Here is a 16,898-nt window from a genome sequence, read left to right on the forward strand (position 1 = left end):
AATCGACCTTTTGCTGGTCTTGAGCGTCTCGTCAGGCCGGCGTGATCTCGACCGGCAGGCTGCTGAGCCCGCGCAGCGTGTTGTTGAAAAGGCGCTTCGGCTCGCCGGTGATGTCGATCCTGGCGACACGACGCGCCAGCGCCGCCATCATCACCTCGCCTTCGAGACGGGCGACGAGCTGGCCGACACACATATGGATGCCCGAACCGTAGCCGACGTGGCCCGACGTACGACGGGTGATGTCGTAGCTGTCGGGCGCTTCCCAGCGGCGCGGATCACGATTGGCCGCAGCGAGGAACATCAGCACCTTCTCGCCTTCAGGAATGCTGGCCCCACTGAGCTCGACGTCGCGCGTCGTGGTGCGGAAGAAAGTCTGGACCGGACTTTCGAACCGCACGGCTTCCTCGAAGGCGTTGCGCGCCAGCGTCGGATCGGCGAGTAGTTTCTGGAATTGGTCGGGGAAGCGGGCGAGGCAGTAGACGGCGGCGCCGATGCCGTTGACGGTGGTATCGAGACCGGCCGACAGCAACGAGCGCACCAGCAGCGGCGCTTCGGTCGCGGTAATGGCTCCGGTATCGACATGGGCGTGAATGCAGGCGCCGATGCCGCCCGGGGTGAGATTGTCGCGCTGGCATTGCTCGGCAACATAGGCCTGATGCGGCGCCGAGCGCTTGATCGCCTCCTTGCGGAGCTCGTTCGGCGGGCCGAAGGCATTGAACACCAGACTGGCGTAGGGCAGCAGATGCTCGCGGCCCTCCGGCCTCAGGCCGAGTGCATCCGGGAAGATCGACAACGGATAGGCTTCCGCAAGGTCCGCGATCGCGTCGAACCTGCGCTTCTCCAGCAGCGCATCGAGGCGGGCCTCCGCGGCGGCGGCAAATTGCCCGCGAAGCTGCTTCATCACGGTCGCCGACAACACCGTGCTCAGCACGGCGCGGGTCCGGGTATGGGCGGGCGGGTCGGCCTCCAGGATCAGGCTCGCCGGCCGCCACGGCTTCTCCTTCGAAAAGTCGCTGAGGCCGACGCCGCGGCTGGAGCAGAAGGTCGCGGGGTCGTTCAGCACCGCATGGACCTCGGCGTAGCGCGCCACGCCATAGACATTCCACTTGTCGAGATAGACCACCGGCCCGGCCTCGCGCAGCCGCTCATGGGTCGGGAATGGGTCGGCGAAGAACTCGAGCGCGAACGGATCGACGTCGAGATGCGGGACGGACGCAGCTTCTGTTGCAGTCATCGGGACCTCCCGAGGTTTGATCTTGTCAACACGGGCCGCATATCTATTGCTCCCGGACAGTTTCGCAGCGATGATTTGAGAGATGAGCAGCCAGCCCCTCCCCCGAAAGCCCCGCCGGCCGAGACCGGCCGATCCCGCAGACGCCAGTGACGGCCCGCTGCTGGACCTTGATCGCTATGTGCCGGCGTTCATCACCTTCATCGGCAACAAGCTGTCGAACAGCGCCACCGCGTTTTACCAGAAGAATTTCGGCGTCAATGTCACCGAGTGGCGGATCATCTCGCAACTGGCGATCGAGCCGGGGATTCCCGCTTCCCGGATCTGCCAAGTGATCGGCTTCGACAAGGGGCCGGTCAGCCGCAACCTCGCGGCATTGCAGAAGCGCGGCCTGCTGACCATCCGCACCGCTCCGGACGACGGCCGCACCCATTCGATCACGCTGACCGCGCGCGGCCGCGCCGTCCATGACAAGGTCATCGTCGCGGCGCTGGAGCGCGAGCGGCGGCTGCTGGCGTGCCTGAAGAAGGACGAGCGCGAGGTGCTGATCGAGCTGCTGCGCCGGCTGCACGAGAATCTCGGCGCCGTCACCGGCCAAGGCACGACCTGACGGCGCAGCCGTGCCATGGTCGCCGCGCTGCGCCCCCACAGTATTCGCCCGATCTTCCATGCGTGCCGTTCGCGCCGTGCTGCGCAACATTCTCCTCCCAAACGCGTGGCCGTTGACCGGCCCTGTCCCTATGGGTGCGGAACCTCGCACAGCTTAGTTGCTATGGCAACTAAAAACGCTGCCGCGTGCAGCGCGGCAAGTGGAAGCAGCGGGGACCTGGCGGGTTGGACAGCTGAAACTTGGATGATCCGTGCCACAAACGCGGTGTCGTCCCGGCCTCCGAGCCGGGACCCATAACCACAAATGCTGATTATCGCATGTCGGCGGAACGACGAACTTTGTTCACAATATCAGCAGCGGAATATGGGTCCATGCTTCCGCAGGGACGACGGCAGTGTACGCGGCGCGCTGCTGGCGCGTCAGAAGCACAAATCGCTCACAAGCCCGCGCAGGGGATCGCCTCACCCGACCCGTCGTCCTCCAATACCGCCACTGCTGCGGCGCGGCGCGTCAGCACGGCGCGCTGGTTGATGTAGCCCTTGTCGGTGATCTCCCCGCCGTCGACCGAGGCGGGCTCGGCCAGCAGCAGCGCGCGGGTGGCATGGCCGGAGGAATGGCCGCCTTGCGCCTTCAGCGTCGCCAGCCCCTGCCCGATCGCGGAACGGACCGCCGGATGGCCGATCACCTCCCGCGCATCGGCGCTCTCGGGCAGTCCTGCCAGCGAACGGCAGGCGGCGAGGTTCGGAAACACCAGGAAGCGCACCTCGTCGCGGCCGTGGCCGGTGACGACGATGTCCTGCGCGAGCGGCGCCAGCGCCGCGATGCCGGCGACGCGCAAGGTGCCGACGCTGACCCAGGTGCCGGAATTGAGCTTGAAATCCTCCGCCACGCGGCCGTCGAAGAACAGGCCGAGATCGGGCCGTGCGGAATCGGCGAAGGTGACGGCGTCGCCGATCCTGTAGAAGCCCTCGTCATCGAAGGCCTCAGCGGTGAGCTCGGGCGCCTTCCAGTAGCCCGGCGTGACGTTGGGCCCGCGCACGCGAACCTCGAGCTTGTCGCCCGACGGCACCAGCTTGAGCTCGGTGCCGGGGATCGGCACGCCGATATTGCTGGAGCGCTTGGCCAGGAAGTGGCAATCGGTCGCGAGCGGCGAGGTCTCGGTCGAACCCCAGGCCGACACCATCGGCAGCCGGCGGCCGACCGTCCGCAACGACAAGTCCTCCAGCGCGTCCCACAGATTCTGCGGCAGCGCCGCGCCGGCATAGAAGGCGAATTTGGTGCCCTCGAAGAATTTTCTGCGCAGTTCGTCGTCGGTGCGCAGCGCCGCGATCAGCATGTCGAAGCCGCGCGGCACGTTGAAATAGACCGTCGGCACCACGCTGCGCAGGTTGGCCAGCGAGGTCGCGAACAGCCCGGGCGCCGGCTTGCCGCCGTCGATATAGAGCGTGCCGCCGTTGCGCAGCACCAGGTTGAAGTTGTGGTTGGCGCCGAAGGTGTGGCTCCACGGCAGCCAGTCCAGGATCACCAGTTCCTCGCCCGCTTGCTCCAGGAACGTCCAGGTCTGCGCCTTGGCTTGCTGGCTCGAGGTCAGCATGCGCTGGGTGTTGATCACGGCCTTCGGCGTGCCCGTCGAGCCCGAGGTGAACAGGAATTTTGCGATCGTGTCCGCCGTCACCGCCGCGAACGCCTTGGCGACCCCGGGCGCTTCCGGCGTGGCAGCGACGGTACGGAACGACAATGCGTCGGCGTCGTCCGGATTGCCGCTGACGATGGTTGCGCGATGCAGCGGCTTGATTGCGGCAAGCGCCGCCGCGAACGGCCTTGTGCTTGCGACGTAGATCGCGCCGGGGTCGAGCAGCTCGATCATGCTCTTCAGCTTGTCGAAGTCTTTCGACATCAAGGAATAGGCCGGCGAGATCGCGGCCGAGGGCACGCCGACATGCTGCGCGGCGAGCGCGAACAACGCGTGATCGATGCCGTTGTCGGAGAGGATGACGAGCGGACGTTCCGTGCTCAGCCCTCGCGCTAGCACCCACGATGCGGCCCGCCGCACGATGCCGAGCGCGTCGCGATAGCTGACGGTGCTCCAGGGCGCATCGGCATTGGCGCGCTCGCCGAGAAAGATGCGATCCGGCGCCTGCTGCGCCCAATGCTCCAGCCAGTCGCCGACGCAGCGGGCGCCTTGCTTCAGCGGCGTGGTGGAGCGGACCAGGATGCTGCCGTCGTCGCGGCTGACCGCAACGATCGCGGGCGTCGCGAACAGGCTGCTCGGATTGTCTCCGCCGGCGGCGGCCATCGTCATGGTTTCCTCCTCGCCCGTGTCTTTGCGGGATCGCGCCGCAACATGGTGCGGCGCCGCGGTCCTGGCCGGGCTCTTTGGTGATAATGTTGCGGACATCAATTGTTGTCGTCAACAACAATCTTTCCCTCTCGCCTTGGGCGCGCTAGCCTGAACTCATGGCGAGCCAGCAAAAGACATCGCGCAAGGCGGCAGGAACGGCAGCGGCGATCCGCCGCCCCAGGTCGCATGGAGCAAATGGCGGGGCGCCCAACGGCGACGCCGGCGACAACATCGGCCTCGACGCGCTGGTCGGTCACGCCGGCTATGCGGTGCGCCGCTTCCAGCTCTGGATCTTTCAGGACTTCATCAAGACGCTGGCGACGGTCGATATCCGCCCAACCCAGTATTCGGTGATGACCGTGATCGGGGCCAATCCGGGCCTCAGTCAGATGGCGGTGGCAAAGCGGCTCGGGATCGAGCGCGCGCGGCTGGTGCATCTGCTCGACAGCCTGGAAGACCGCGACTTCGTCAGCCGCGTCCCCTCCGCGACAGACCGCCGCTCCCATGCGCTGCATCTGACCGCGCGCGGCAAGACCGCGCTGGCGCAGTTCAAGCGGCTCGCCGCCGAGCACGAGCGGCATGTCGCCGAGAAGATCGGCAAGGAAAATCGCAAACAGCTGCTGCAGATCCTCGCCTGTTTCACCTGACCTCGCGACGAGATTTCGGCTTTGACCGGATTTGCCTTTAAATTGGGCAGATACTCTCTCATAGCGGCCTGCGTCCCTTCCCGACGAGTATTTCAAGCAACTGATATTGTGCAATAATCCGTCTCGCGGCGGACGCGGGCGAATTGTACACAATGGCACATTGCTTGCTTCGATCAGGCTGCAATTCCCTTGCGGATGGCGTCCGACGCCTCCCGCTCACGAGATGAGGCCAAGCACGTGACTGAAACTCTCGCCGCGATCGTCGCCGCGCACCGCGCCGGGACCATGACGCCGGCCCAAACCGTGGCGCGCAGCTACCAGCGCATCCGCGAGCACAACGACCCCGCCATCTTCATCAGCCTGCGCGACGAGAAGGATGCGCTTGCCGAGGCCGAGCGGCTCGCCGATCCGACGTTGCCGCTTTACGGCGTGCCGGTCGCGGTGAAGGACAATATCGACGTCGCGGGCCTGCCGACCACCGCCGCCTGCCCGGCGTTCTCCTATCTGCCTGAGCAGGATTCCACCGTGGTCGCGAAACTGCGCGCGGCCGGCGCCGTCATCATCGGCAAGACCAATCTCGACCAGTTCGCCACCGGCCTGGTCGGCGTGCGCTCGCCCTACGGCATTCCCAGGAACCCGGTGCGCGGCGATCTAGTGCCGGGCGGATCGAGCTCGGGCTCCGCCGTCGCGGTATCCGCAGGCCTGGTGCCGCTGTCGCTTGGCACCGACACCGCGGGCAGCGGCCGCGTCCCGGCGATGCTCAACAACATCGTCGGGCTCAAGCCGAGCCTTGGGCTGATCTCGACCACCGGCGTCGTGCCGGCCTGCCGCACGCTCGACTGCGTCTCGATCTTCTCGCTCACCGTCGACGACGCGCTGGCCGCGCTCGCCGTCATGTCCGGGGCCGATAAGTCCGATCCGTATTCGCGCGACCGGGCGCTGGCCCCGCTGGCGAGCTTTCCGGCCAAGCTGAAGCTCGGCATTCCCCAAACCGGCCAGTTGAAATTCTTCGGCGATCGCGAGGCCGAGGAGGCCTATGGCGAGGCGTGCAAGCGCTGGCAGGCGCTCGGCGCCAACCTCGTCGAGTTCGACCTCGCGCCGTTCTACGAGACCGCGCGGCTGCTCTATGAGGGCCCGTGGGTGGCGGAACGGTATCTCGTGATCCGCGACCTGCTCGCGTCGTCGCCCGAGGCGGTCCATCCGGTGACGCGCGAGATCACCGTCGGCGGATCGCGCCCCACCGCTGCGGACACCTTCTCGGCGCTGTACCGCCTCGAGGCGCTGCGCCGCATCGCCGAGCGCAGCCTTGCGCAACTCGATGCGATCGTGCTGCCGACCGCCCCGACCGTGTATTCTACCGCTGACGTGCTCGCCAATCCGATCGAGCTGAACTCGCGGCTCGGCACCTACACCAATTTCGTCAACCTGCTCGATATGTGCGGCCTGGCGCTGCCGGCAGCGATGCGGCCCGACGGCGCGCCGTTCGGCATCACGCTGCTCGCGCGCGCCGGCCGCGACGCCGAGCTTGCCGGCATCGGCCGCGTGTTTCACGCCGACACCGGACTTACACTCGGCGCCAATTCACTTCCGCAGCCGCCGCTCACCGCCGCGCCGACGCAGGCCGGCTCCGACGACATCACCATCGCGGTGGTCGGTGCGCATCTCTCCGGCATGGCGCTGAACCACGAGCTGACGACGCTCGATGCGCGCCTGCTGGAAGAGGCGGTCACCGCACCGGACTACAGGCTCTACGCGCTCGACACCACGCCGCCGAAGCCCGGCATGCTGCGCATCGAGGCCGATGCCGGCGCAGCGATCAAGCTCGAACTGTGGGCGATGTCACCGGCAGCATTCGGAACGTTCGTCGCCGCGATCCCGCCGCCGCTGTCGATCGGTACGATCAGGCTCGCCGACGGACGGCAGGCCAAGGGCTTCATCGTCGAGCCCGCCGCGATCCAGGGCGCGAAGGACATTTCCGCCTATGGCGGCTGGCGCGCATTCATGGCGGAGAGGGCGAAAGCCTAGCCGCTCCGGCGGCGCACTCCCTCGCCCCGCTCTCTCGGGGGAGAGCTAAGGAGAAGCTACACCGACACCGCGTAGGTCTCGTACTCCCCGCGCACCTGCTCGATATGGGCGCGCATCGCCGCGGCGGCGCCTGTCTTGTCGCCGCGCATGATGGCGACGACGACGCGGTCGTGCTCGGCGTGGGATTTTGCCAGACGGCCGAGGTTGCGGAACTGGGCGCGGCGGAACGGCTGCACGCGCACCCGCGTCGCCAAGGTGATCTCGGCGATGTAGGCGTTCTGCGACCCGGCATAGATCGCGTTGTGGAAGCGCTCATTGACCTCATGGAAGCGCTCGGGATTGCCGGTGTAGCTCAGCACCCGCAACTCCTCGTGGATCGCTTCCAGCGCGTGGCGCTCCGCCGCCGTCATCCGCTCGGCGGCGAGGCCGGCACAGATCGCCTCCAGCTCGGCCATCGCCTCGAACATGCCGGTGAGCCGTTCAAGCGAGGGCCGCGCCACCACGGCGCCGCGATGCGCTCGGGCATCGATCAGGCCGCTGGCGGCAAGCTGCCGCAGCGCTTCGCGCACCGGGGTGCGCGAGACGTTGAAGCGCCGCGCAAGGTCGGTTTCATCGAGCCCGGCCCCCGGCGGCAGCGTGCCACGCACGATCTCGTCGGCGAGTTGCAGCCGCAGCTCTTCGGCACGGGTGACCTTGTCGACCAGCGACGACGGCCGATCGATGCGGCGCACCGTCATCTCGGATTCTGCGCCCTGCGGCAGATCTTCCAGACTCATCCTCAAGCGCCCTTCAAGCACCTTTGGGTTCGTCGATGACGCTGACATGGGCGGCGACGATTCTCCAGCCCTCGGGGAAGCGAATCCACGTCTGCATCTGCCGCCCCACTCTGCCCGGCGCGCTGTCCCGGTAGAACAGCGTCGAGGCGATCGCGGTGTCGCGGCCATAGGTCGTGATCACGGTCCGCTCGATCTTGCGCATCAGCCCGACCGGCGAGCGTCCGGCGCGAAACGCCATGATCTCGGCATAGCCATAGAGGTTCTCGCCAATGCCGTAACGCAGCGTGCGGCGGTCGTCGCGGAACAGCTCGTCGAGCACCGCAACATCGTTCGAGACCAGCGCTCTCTCATATCGCTGGAACTGCGCGGTGACCTCGGCGACGACGTCGGGAATATCGATTTCCATATCAGAGTCCTCTCGGCGCCGGCGCGGCCGCAACGCCCATCTGTTCCAGCGCATAGGCGACCCGCAGCGCGACGTCCTCGCGCCAGGGCGCCGCGATGATCTGCACGCCGATCGGCAGCGGCTCAAGCGGCACCGGCACGGCGACCACCGGCAGACCGATGAAGGAGATCGGCTGGGTGTGGATGCCGATATTGGCGCGCACCGGAAGCTCGACGCCGTCGAGCGTGAAACTGGCCTGACCGATCTTCGGCGCGGTGCACGGCGTCGCCGGCGCCAGGATCACGTCGACCGACTGGAACAGCTCCATCACCTTCGCGCGATACCAGCGGCGGAATTTCTGCGCCTTGTCGACATAGACCGCCGGGATCATCGCGCCCGCAATGAGACGGTCGCGCACCGCCGGATCGAAATCGTTGGGACGCTTGCGCAGCCGATCGAGATGCAGCGCGGCACCCTCGGTGGTGGTGATGATGTAGGCCGCGGCGCGAGCGCGCGCCGCTTCGGGAAGCTCCACGGTCCGCGCGGCACCGAGCGCCTTCGCGACACGCGCGACCGCCTCTGCCGCCTCCGGAAACAGATTCTGCTGGAAATAGCCGCCGGCGATCGCAACCCGCAACCCGCCAATATCGTTGGCAAGCAACGGCACGGTCGGCTCGACCGACTGCACAATGCAGGCCGGATCATCGGCATCAGGCCCCTGCATGGCGTCGTAGGCGAGCGCGAGATCCTTCACGCTGCGCGCCAGCGGGCCGAGATGATCGAGGCTGGCGACGAACGGATAGGACCGCGCGCGCGACAGCCGGCCATAGGTCGGCTTCAGGCCGAACGTGCCGCAGAACGACGACGGCACGCGGATCGAGCCGTTGGTATCGGAGCCGAGCGCGATCGGCACCAGCGCGCCGCCGACGGCGCTGCCGGAGCCGCCGGAGGAGCCGCCGGTCATTCGCGCCGGATCATGCGGATTGCGCGACGGGCCGTCATGCACATTCTCGCCGGTGAAGTCGTAGGCGTATTCGCCCATGTTGAGCGCGCCGACCAGCACCGCACCGGCCGCTTCCATCCGCTCGATCAGCGTCGCATCGCGCGGCGACGGCGGCAGGTCGCGGTTGATCTTCGAGCCGGCGCGGGTCGGAAGGCCCTGCACATCGAACAGGTTCTTGACCGCGAACGGCACGCCGGCGAGCGGGCCGACCGGTTGACCGGCGGCGATCGCGGCATCGACCGCGCTGGCCCTGGCGCGCGCGCGATCGGCGGTGACGTCGGTGAAGGCATTGAGGACCTTGTCATGCGCTGCGATCCGCGCCAGCGCAGCCTCGGTCGCGGCAAGAGCCGTGATCTTGCGGCTCGATACGGCCTGCGCGATCTCGGCGGCCGACATGGGAACGGGAGTTTCGGACATCGGGGTCTCAGGTCGAATAGACGGCGGCCGACACGACGTCGTCCGGCAGCGGGAAGTCATCGACCAGCCGCGCCAGTCGCAGCGAGACGTCGAGATTGGCGCGCACCGCCGGACGCCAGGCGTCCTCCAGCGGCAACGCCATCGCGCGGGCGACGGCGTTCATATAGTCGTCGAGATGATCGGTCATTTCGCTCCCAATAACGATTTTGCGCATGATCTCCGCGCAAACGCGTTCCGCGTTTGTCGCGAGGAAAACCGGCCCCCACTCTTCCGGATCATGCGTCAAGACACCGGCAGCGGCGGATGCGGGATCGCCGTCAGCAGCTCCCTTGTATAGGCATCCTGCGGATTGCCCAAGACGTGTTCGGATGTGCCCTGCTCCACGATGCGACCGGCGCGCATCACGATGACGCGATCGCACAGCAGGCGCACGACATTGAGGTCGTGCGACACGAACAAATAGCTCATGCCCATCGACTGCTTGAGGTCCTGCAGCAAATTGAGCACCACCGCCTGCACCGAGACATCAAGTGCCGCGGTCGGCTCGTCGAGGATGACGAGCTTCGGGTGCAGCGCGATGGCACGCGCGATGCCGACGCGGGCCTTCTGGCCGCCGGAGAGCTGGTGCGGGAAGCGATCCAGCAGATTGACCGGCAGGCCGACCAGCCGCGCGAGCTCCTCGCAGCGGGTGCGGAGCGCGTCGCGCCCGCGGATGTCGCCGAGCTGCATGATCGGATCCGCGATGGCGCGCGCCGCGGTGAAGCGCGGGTTGAGGCTGTCGGTCGGATCCTGGAACACCATCTGGATCTGGCTGCGCCGCGGCAGCCGCGCGAACGACTGCGGCGTGATGCCGCCGATGTCCTCGCCGTCGAACATGATGCGGCCGGAGGTCTGGTCCAGCAGCCGCATCACCATCATCGACGTCGTCGACTTGCCGCAGCCGGATTCGCCGACCAGCCCGACGCTCTCGCCATGATCGATCGAGAAGCTGATACCGTCGACCGCACGGAAGGTGTCTTCCTCGACCGGCGGCTTGCGCCCGAACAACTTTGCCAGCATCCCGCCCGCGCCCTGGCGCGGGTATTCCTTGACGAGCTTTTCGACTGACAGGAGAGGCTCCATCCGCCCCCTCTCCCCGTTCTTTACGGGGAGAGGGTTGGGGTGAGGGGCCGCATCCGCAGGCACGGCCCGTGGAGGGTTCCCCTCACCCGCCACGCTCTGGCGCGCGAGTGCGCTGCCGAGCGTGTCGGCCTCTCCCCGCACGCGGGGAGAGGCAAGCGAATCCTCCTCCGGCAACAGATCCCGGAGCGACACCCCGAGCCGCGGCGTCGCGCGCATCAGCTTCCTGGTGTAGGCATGCCGGGGCGCGGCGAAGATGTCCGCCGACTTGGCGGTCTCGACCACACGGCCCTTCTCCATCACCACGACGCGGTCGCAATAGGCGGCGGCGAGGCCGAGATCATGCGTGATCAGGATCGTCGACATCGCCCGGCGCCGGGTCAGCTCGACGATCAGGTCCATCACCGCCTTCTGGGTGGTGACGTCGAGGCCGGTGGTCGGCTCGTCGGCGATCAGAAGCTGCGGATTGCAGGCCAGCGCCAGCGCGATGACCACGCGCTGGCACATGCCGCCGGACAGCTCGAACGGATAGGCGTGGTAGCGCTCGCGTGCGCGCGCGATCTTGACCTGCTCCAGCGCCTCGACCGCCTTCTCGCCGCGATCGGTGACCTGCGCCTGCTGCACATGCTGGCGCAGCACGTCCTCGATCTGGTGACCGACCTTGCGGATCGGATTGAGCGCGGCGCGCGGATTCTGGAAGATCATCGAGACTTCGCGGCCGCGCAGATCGCGCATCTGGCTCTCCGAGGCCGACTTGACGTCGATACCGGAGAACATCACCGAGCCCTCGGCGATCCGGCCGGCGCGATCGAGGATGCGCATCACGGCATAGGACGTCACCGACTTGCCGGAGCCGGACTCGCCGACGATGCCGACGGTCTCGCCCTTGCCGACGGATATGTTGACGTGCTGCACCGCCTTGACGATGCCGCGGCGGGTGGTGAACTCGACCGTGAGGTCGCCGACGTCGAGCAGCGGCTGGGCGGTCATGCGCACCTCTCCTCACAGGGTGCGTCATCCAAAAATCCGCAAAACAACCCCATGCAAAGGAGCGGAGCGGTAGCACGGCACCGGACCGGGACAGGCATCATGTTCTCCGCCTGTCCAGTGCGCCCCCTCGCCCCGCTCTTGCGGGGAGAGGGTTGGGGTGAGGGGCATCTATCGGCACGTACAACTGGCTGAGGAGTGCGCGGAGCGCCCCCCTCACCCGGTCCGCTAACGCGGCCCGGCCTCTCCCCGCACGCGGGGAGAGGCGAAGAAAGCGCGCATGCGTTAGCCAGGTCCACATCATCACGTCCTCCGCTGCGGGTCGACGATGTCGCGCAGGCCGTCGCCGAGCAGGTTGAAGCAGAACACCGCGATCATCAGCGCGAGGCCCGGGAACAGCGCGATCCACCACTCGCCCGACACCATGAAGCCTGCGCCCTCGGCGACCATGATGCCCCACTCCGCGGTCGGCGGCCGGACGCCGAGCCCGATGAAGGACAGGCCCGCGGCGTTGAGGATCGCATAGCCCATGGTCAGCGACATCTGCACGATCATGATCGGCATGATGTTGGGCAGGATGTGCCCGAGCAGGATGCGGTATTCGCCATTGCCGGACAGTCGCGCCGCCTGCACGAAGCCGGCGTTGCGGCGGACATTGGCCTCGGCGCGTGCGACACGGGCATAAAGCGGGAAGTTCACGATGGCGGTGGCGATGATGATGTTCTGCACGGTGTTGCCGAGCGCCGCGACGATGCCCATCGCCAGCACGAACAGCGGAAACGCCATGATGGTGTCGGCGATGCGGCCGACGATGCGGTCGGTCCAGCCGCCGAAATAGCCGGCGGCGATGCCGGCCAGCCCGCCCATCAGGAACACCAGCACCACGGAGGCGACCGCGATGAAGGTGTCGAGCCGCGTCGCGACGATGACGCGGCTGAAGATGTCGCGGCCGAGCTGATCGGTGCCGAACCAGTGCGCGGCCGACGGCGGCTTCAATGCAGCCGCGGTGTCGGAGGCGAGCGGGTCGTACGGCACCACGTAGGGCCCGAACAGCGCGGCAAACAGGATCAGGACCAGCAGCGCGAAGGCAAAGCCGGTGACCTTGTTTTCGCTCAAGACGTAGCGGGTCTGCTCAAAAGCAGCGGCAAGCCCCGACGTGCGGGCGGGTCCTGCGGGTTCGACGGTTGGAGCTACGGTGCTCATGCTCTAGCCCTCCAGCCTGACGCGGGGATCGATCACGCCGTAGAGGATGTCGATCACCAGATTGAGCAGCACGTACATGACCGCCATGGTCAGCACGAAGCCCTGCACCGGCGCGAAGTCGGATGCGATCAGCGCCTCGACCGCGTAGGAGCCGATGCCGGGCCAGGCGAACACCTTTTCCACCAGCACATTGGCGCCCAACAGGAACGAGAACACCATGCTGAGCGTGGTGATGACCGGCAGCATCGCGTTGCGGAAGGCGTAAGTGACGATCACCTTGCCGGGCGACAAGCCGCTGGCGCGCGTGGTGCGGACGAAGTCGGACGCCAGCACCGCCAGCATCGAGGCGCGCGTCATCCGCGCGATCGGCGCCAGCGAGAAGATCGCGAGCGTCACCGCCGGCAGGATCAATTGGCTGAGCGCAGAACGAAACGCCTCGAAGTCCCGCGCGATCAGCGTGTCGATGAGATAGAAGCCCGTGACCGTCGGCGGCGCGCTAGCGAACACGTCGAGCCGGCCGAGCGGCGCCGGCGACCAGCCGAGCCGGAAATAGAACAGATAGACCAGCACGAGCCCGGTGAAGAACACCGGCAGAGACACGCCGGCCGTGGTGGTGACGCGGCAGAGATGGTCGATCCAGGAGCCCGGCCGCGTCGCCGCCAGCACGCCGAGCGGGATCGCGATCACGATGGAGACGACAAGGCCGAGCAAGGTAAGCTCGGCCGACGCCGGCAGACGGTTGCGCAGCTCGGCCGCCACCGGCTGGCCGGTGGTGAGCGACGTGCCGAGATCACCACGGGCGAGATCGTTGGTGTAGCGGACGAACTGCTCGATCAGCGGCTTGTCGAAACCGAGCTTCTTCCGGATCTGGTCGACCGCCTCCTTGGTGGCCGCGGGGCGCAGCAAAATACGCCGCGGGATCGCCCGGCAGCGCACGCGTCAAAAGGAACGTCACGATCACGACCCCGATCAGCGACGGGATCGCGAACAGCAGCCGCTTGCCGATCATCGCAAGCATGAGCGCCTCACCCCTTCGCCATCGCGCGATAATCGAGGCGGCGGTGGAACCAGTATTGGTAGCCCGTCACGTTCTTCTGCATCGCGACGTTGACGAAGGGCTGATAGAGCGGGATGCGCGGGATGTCGGCGAAGGCGAGATCGACGAAACCCTTGACGTCGGCGTCGTAGGCCGCGGTGTCACCATTCGCGGCGGCAATGCGTGCGCCGTCGATGAGCTTGTCCATCTCGGGCGATTTGTAGCTCATCGTGTTGAAGATCGAATTGTTGCCGTGATAGCACCAGTAGAAGAAGTACTCGGGGTAATCGAGCCAGCCCGAGAACACGTTGGTGAACAGCGGCATTTCCTTCTTGGTGAGCTCGGTGCGCCAATTGGCGCCGGGCACCTTGTTGATCGTGGTCTTGATGCCGAGCTGCGCCAGACTCTCCTGCACCAGCACGCAAAGCGGCTCGTTGACACCTGCGAAATTCAGGTCGAACGAGATCGTGGTCTCGAAACCGTTGGCGTAGCCGGCCTCCGCGAGCAGCGCCTTGGCCTTCTCCACGTCGGTAAAATACTTGGTCGGCTGCGGCCAGGCGACCTCGGTCGGCTTGTCCTTGGCCGCGCCGAACATCGGGTTGGCGAGACCGAACAGCACCGCATCCATGATCTTCTGATACGGCATCGCGTAGGCCATCGCCTGCCGCACCTTGGGATTGTCGAACGGCGGCTTGGTCACGTTCATGCCGATATACTGGATGCCGTTGGAGAACGGCAGCGACACCACGTTGAGCTTGCCGTTCGCCTTCATCTCCTGGAAATCCTTGAACGGCAGCTCATAGGAGATGTCGGCATCGCCGCGCTCGAGCAGCGCTCGGCGGTTGCCGGCCTGCGGCACCATGCGCCAGATCACGCGCTTGATCTTCGGCAGCGGGCCGCAGACCCAATCGTCGTTGCGTTCCATGACGACTTCGGTGCCGGCGGTCCATTTGGTCACCTTGTAGGCGCCGGAGCCCGCGGTCTGCTGCTTGGTGAATTCGAGGCCCCACGGATCCTTCTCGCTGGCGTTCTTCTTCACGAGTTCGGAGTTGACGACGCAGGGCACGATCACAGCGAGGTCGGGGATCGTCAGCTTGTCCTTCCTGAGGAAGTCGACGCGCACCGTGGTGTCATCGACGATCACGAACTGCTCGGGCTTGGTCAGCGAGCCCGCGCTCATCTGGAAGGTCGGAAAGCCGCCGACGCTGACGGCGCGATCAAGCGACCATTTGACGTCCTTCGCCGTGACAGGCGTGCCGTCATGGAATTTGGCGTTCTTGCGCAGCTTGAAGGTGACCGACATGTCGCCGATGTTGAAGTCCTCGGCGAGCTCGGGCTTGAACTTGTCGCGGTCGTAATAGGGCACGCCGCCCGGACCGCTCTTCATCTCGTGGCTGATCAGGCGGTCGTAGCAATTCCACGACACCTCGTAGCCCGGCACGTTGGTGCCGACGCCGTGGATATCGAGATTGTTGGGACCGCCTTCGGAGACGATGAGCAGCGTCTCGGAGCGCGCGTCGGCCTTGGCCGGCGACCAGATCGCGGGCGCGGTCGGCGCCAGCGCCCCCGCGGCCAGCCCGGACACCGATTTGAGGAAATCGCGACGCTTCATGTGATGCTCCAACGCCTTGGGAAACGGCCTTGGAACTCAGATCGCAAGGATTGTGCCAACCCTTAACGAAATCTTATGTCCTGCTAATGCCTTGCCGGAGCGAGGTAAAACGTCGGCCGGTATCCCGGTCGGGCAAAATCTCAGATCGCCAATTGCATACAAAGACAGGCTATATGCTCAATAAATGAGCATGAAACGGCTTCTGCTTGCTTTGTGGCCGGCAATAGAGGCCGCGCTGAAGCGCGCTAATCCGGCCAGATCAGCTCCTGCAATTGCACGAAGTCGTCGACCCGGTCCGGCCAGCCGTCGATGCAGATGTGCCGGAGCGGATCGCTGGCAGAGTGCAGCATCAAGAGCGCCATCAGCCGCCGCTTCAGCGTGAACGTCACATCAGTGCGCGAGATGCCGAAACCGTCGAACAGGCTGCGCACCCGGCGCGGATGCCCGGCGGCCATGAAGGCGCTGGGACCGAGCAGGTCGTACTCGCCCCATCCGGCCCGGACGTCGCCGAAGTCGAACAGGCCGGCGACGTGCCAGCCGTCGGCCCGGCGTCCGAGCAGAAAGTTCTCCGGGATGTATTCGCCGGTCAGGATCACCGGCGGCGCGTTCATCGGGATCAACTCAGTGGCGTCGCGCAGCAGATCGTCGAGCGAGGTGAGCAATTTCGCCGGCAGGCCGAGCCGTTGGTGCCGCGCCCGGCACTGCGCGATCTGCCCGCGCATGAAGGCCTCCCAGCGCGGCTCGATCGCAAGCAGGCTGCCGGGCGGCACGCGCTGCACCTCCGCAATCACGGCCCCGATCTCGGCGAGCACGCGCTCTCGCTCGGCTTCCGACAGCGATGGCCAGACCTCCGAGCCGACGGTGCCGGACAGGCGGGTGATGACGAGGTACGGCCAGCCGTCACGCTCGCCCTCCGCGACAAGGTCGGGAATCGGAATGCCGAGCCGTCCGCGCAACCCGGCAAGCGCGCCGCGCTCGGACACGAATTGCGGGCGCAGAAACGGCGGGAAGAGTTTGAGGATCAGGTTATCGTCCAGCCCGACAACCAGATTGGTGCCGGTCGAGAACACATGCGGCGCGACGCACGACAGCCCGTGGCCATCAGCAATATCGCGCGCGACCGGCAACCAGCGCGACGTGTCGCTGCGCCAGGCGCGGTAGCTGTCGTAGTTGGTGAGGAGTGGAAGGGAAGCGATCATCTCTCGGGCCGTCATTGCGAGCCACCCGGTCGGCGCGAAGCGCCGCCGGATGAAGCAATCCATGGCACCGCTTGTACAGCGAATGGATTGCTTCGTCGCTTCGCTCCTCGCAATGACGGGAAGCTATTTCGTAGCCCGGATGAAGCGAAGCGTAATCCGGGATTCTGTGCCGCCTGAAAGACCGGCCCCGGATTTCGCTTCGCTTCATCCGGGCTACACAGCCGTCTTCTCCTTCCCCCTTTCAGGCAGGGGTGTCCGGGGAATGATTCACTGTGTCGCGGTGCATGCTCGGCAGGACCGAGGCAAA

13 protein-coding genes and 1 pseudogene are annotated in these 16,898 nt (G+C 66.4%); 3 read left to right on the forward strand and 11 right to left on the reverse strand.

Going from position 1 to position 16,898, the window contains the following annotated elements; all coding sequences use genetic code 11:
* Nucleotides 1-31: 31 nt before the first annotated feature.
* Nucleotides 32-1,234, reverse strand: coding sequence for a cytochrome P450 (locus ACVMIH_RS24145; protein ID WP_456815086.1), 1,203 nt, complete (start codon nt 1,232-1,234; stop codon nt 32-34).
* Between the two features lie 82 nt (nt 1,235-1,316).
* On the opposite strand from ACVMIH_RS24145, the gene ACVMIH_RS24150 reads away from it, so the two are divergent.
* Nucleotides 1,317-1,841 carry a MarR family winged helix-turn-helix transcriptional regulator gene (locus tag ACVMIH_RS24150; RefSeq protein WP_082653966.1) on the forward strand — a complete coding sequence of 175 codons (525 nt, stop codon included), beginning with the start codon at nt 1,317-1,319 and terminating at the stop codon, nt 1,839-1,841.
* Between the two features lie 436 nt (nt 1,842-2,277).
* Here ACVMIH_RS24150 and ACVMIH_RS24155 read toward each other — a convergent pair whose 3' ends face one another.
* Nucleotides 2,278-4,143, reverse strand: a complete 1,866-nt coding sequence (locus ACVMIH_RS24155; RefSeq protein ID WP_456863561.1) for a feruloyl-CoA synthase — start codon at nt 4,141-4,143, stop codon at nt 2,278-2,280.
* 155 nt (nt 4,144-4,298) lie between these two features.
* Between ACVMIH_RS24155 and ACVMIH_RS24160 the strand changes: the two genes are divergently transcribed.
* Both ACVMIH_RS24160 and atzF read left to right on the forward strand, forming a co-directional pair.
* Complete coding sequence (locus ACVMIH_RS24160) at nt 4,299-4,829, forward strand: MarR family winged helix-turn-helix transcriptional regulator (protein WP_057019481.1); 531 nt, start codon at nt 4,299-4,301, stop codon at nt 4,827-4,829.
* Nucleotides 4,830-5,024: 195 nt separating this feature from the next.
* Nucleotides 5,025-6,854: an allophanate hydrolase gene (atzF, locus tag ACVMIH_RS24165; protein ID WP_456863566.1), complete on the forward strand. Its 1,830-nt coding sequence runs from the start codon at nt 5,025-5,027 to the stop codon at nt 6,852-6,854.
* Between the two features lie 56 nt (nt 6,855-6,910).
* On the opposite strand, the gene ACVMIH_RS24170 is transcribed toward atzF, so the two are convergent.
* The 9 genes and pseudogenes from ACVMIH_RS24170 to ACVMIH_RS24210 form a co-directional block, all read right to left on the reverse strand.
* The gene (locus tag ACVMIH_RS24170; protein ID WP_057019483.1) at nt 6,911-7,630 is read right to left on the reverse strand and encodes a GntR family transcriptional regulator; all 720 of its coding nucleotides are present in this window, start codon (nt 7,628-7,630) and stop codon (nt 6,911-6,913) included.
* Between the two features lie 13 nt (nt 7,631-7,643).
* On the reverse strand, nt 7,644-8,036 hold the full coding sequence (gene hpxZ, locus ACVMIH_RS24175) for an oxalurate catabolism protein HpxZ (RefSeq protein ID WP_168859043.1): 393 nt from the start codon (nt 8,034-8,036) through the stop codon (nt 7,644-7,646).
* A gap of 1 nt (nt 8,037) precedes the next feature.
* On the reverse strand, nt 8,038-9,435 hold the full coding sequence (locus ACVMIH_RS24180; RefSeq protein ID WP_229189673.1) for an AtzE family amidohydrolase: 1,398 nt from the start codon (nt 9,433-9,435) through the stop codon (nt 8,038-8,040).
* A 7-nt stretch (nt 9,436-9,442) separates the two neighbouring features.
* Complete coding sequence (locus ACVMIH_RS24185) at nt 9,443-9,622, reverse strand: DUF4089 domain-containing protein (protein ID WP_018269566.1); 180 nt, start codon at nt 9,620-9,622, stop codon at nt 9,443-9,445.
* Nucleotides 9,623-9,717: 95 nt separating this feature from the next.
* Nucleotides 9,718-11,544, reverse strand: a complete 1,827-nt coding sequence (locus ACVMIH_RS24190; RefSeq protein WP_456863569.1) for a dipeptide ABC transporter ATP-binding protein — start codon at nt 11,542-11,544, stop codon at nt 9,718-9,720.
* A 300-nt stretch (nt 11,545-11,844) separates the two neighbouring features.
* Complete coding sequence (locus tag ACVMIH_RS24195; protein WP_253588692.1) at nt 11,845-12,744, reverse strand: ABC transporter permease; 900 nt, start codon at nt 12,742-12,744, stop codon at nt 11,845-11,847.
* A 3-nt stretch (nt 12,745-12,747) separates the two neighbouring features.
* Nucleotides 12,748-13,762, reverse strand: a pseudogene (locus ACVMIH_RS24200) (ABC transporter permease).
* A 7-nt stretch (nt 13,763-13,769) separates the two neighbouring features.
* A complete protein-coding gene (locus tag ACVMIH_RS24205) occupies nt 13,770-15,392 on the reverse strand; it encodes an ABC transporter substrate-binding protein (protein WP_456863572.1) in 1,623 nt (540 codons plus the stop codon).
* Between the two features lie 245 nt (nt 15,393-15,637).
* Complete coding sequence (locus tag ACVMIH_RS24210) at nt 15,638-16,606, reverse strand: aminoglycoside phosphotransferase family protein (protein WP_456863575.1); 969 nt, start codon at nt 16,604-16,606, stop codon at nt 15,638-15,640.
* Nucleotides 16,607-16,898 lie beyond the last annotated feature (292 nt).

The organism is Bradyrhizobium sp. USDA 4503, assembly GCF_054055815.1.

Coding starts and splice junctions, on each gene's coding strand:
- hpxZ (WP_168859043.1), bottom strand. CDS start 8,036: ATGGAAATCGATATTCCCGACGTCGTCGCCGAGGTCACCGCGCAGTTC.
- ACVMIH_RS24145 (WP_456815086.1), bottom strand. CDS start 1,234: ATGACTGCAACAGAAGCTGCGTCCGTCCCGCATCTCGACGTCGATCCG.
- ACVMIH_RS24150 (WP_082653966.1), top strand. CDS start 1,317: ATGAGCAGCCAGCCCCTCCCCCGAAAGCCCCGCCGGCCGAGACCGGCC.
- ACVMIH_RS24160 (WP_057019481.1), top strand. CDS start 4,299: ATGGCGAGCCAGCAAAAGACATCGCGCAAGGCGGCAGGAACGGCAGCG.
- ACVMIH_RS24155 (WP_456863561.1), bottom strand. CDS start 4,143: ATGACGATGGCCGCCGCCGGCGGAGACAATCCGAGCAGCCTGTTCGCG.
- atzF (WP_456863566.1), top strand. CDS start 5,025: ATGGCGTCCGACGCCTCCCGCTCACGAGATGAGGCCAAGCACGTGACT.
- ACVMIH_RS24210 (WP_456863575.1), bottom strand. CDS start 16,606: ATGACGGCCCGAGAGATGATCGCTTCCCTTCCACTCCTCACCAACTAC.
- ACVMIH_RS24185 (WP_018269566.1), bottom strand. CDS start 9,622: ATGACCGATCATCTCGACGACTATATGAACGCCGTCGCCCGCGCGATG.
- ACVMIH_RS24190 (WP_456863569.1), bottom strand. CDS start 11,544: ATGACCGCCCAGCCGCTGCTCGACGTCGGCGACCTCACGGTCGAGTTC.
- ACVMIH_RS24195 (WP_253588692.1), bottom strand. CDS start 12,744: ATGAGCACCGTAGCTCCAACCGTCGAACCCGCAGGACCCGCCCGCACG.
- ACVMIH_RS24170 (WP_057019483.1), bottom strand. CDS start 7,630: ATGAGTCTGGAAGATCTGCCGCAGGGCGCAGAATCCGAGATGACGGTG.
- ACVMIH_RS24205 (WP_456863572.1), bottom strand. CDS start 15,392: ATGAAGCGTCGCGATTTCCTCAAATCGGTGTCCGGGCTGGCCGCGGGG.
- ACVMIH_RS24180 (WP_229189673.1), bottom strand. CDS start 9,435: ATGTCCGAAACTCCCGTTCCCATGTCGGCCGCCGAGATCGCGCAGGCC.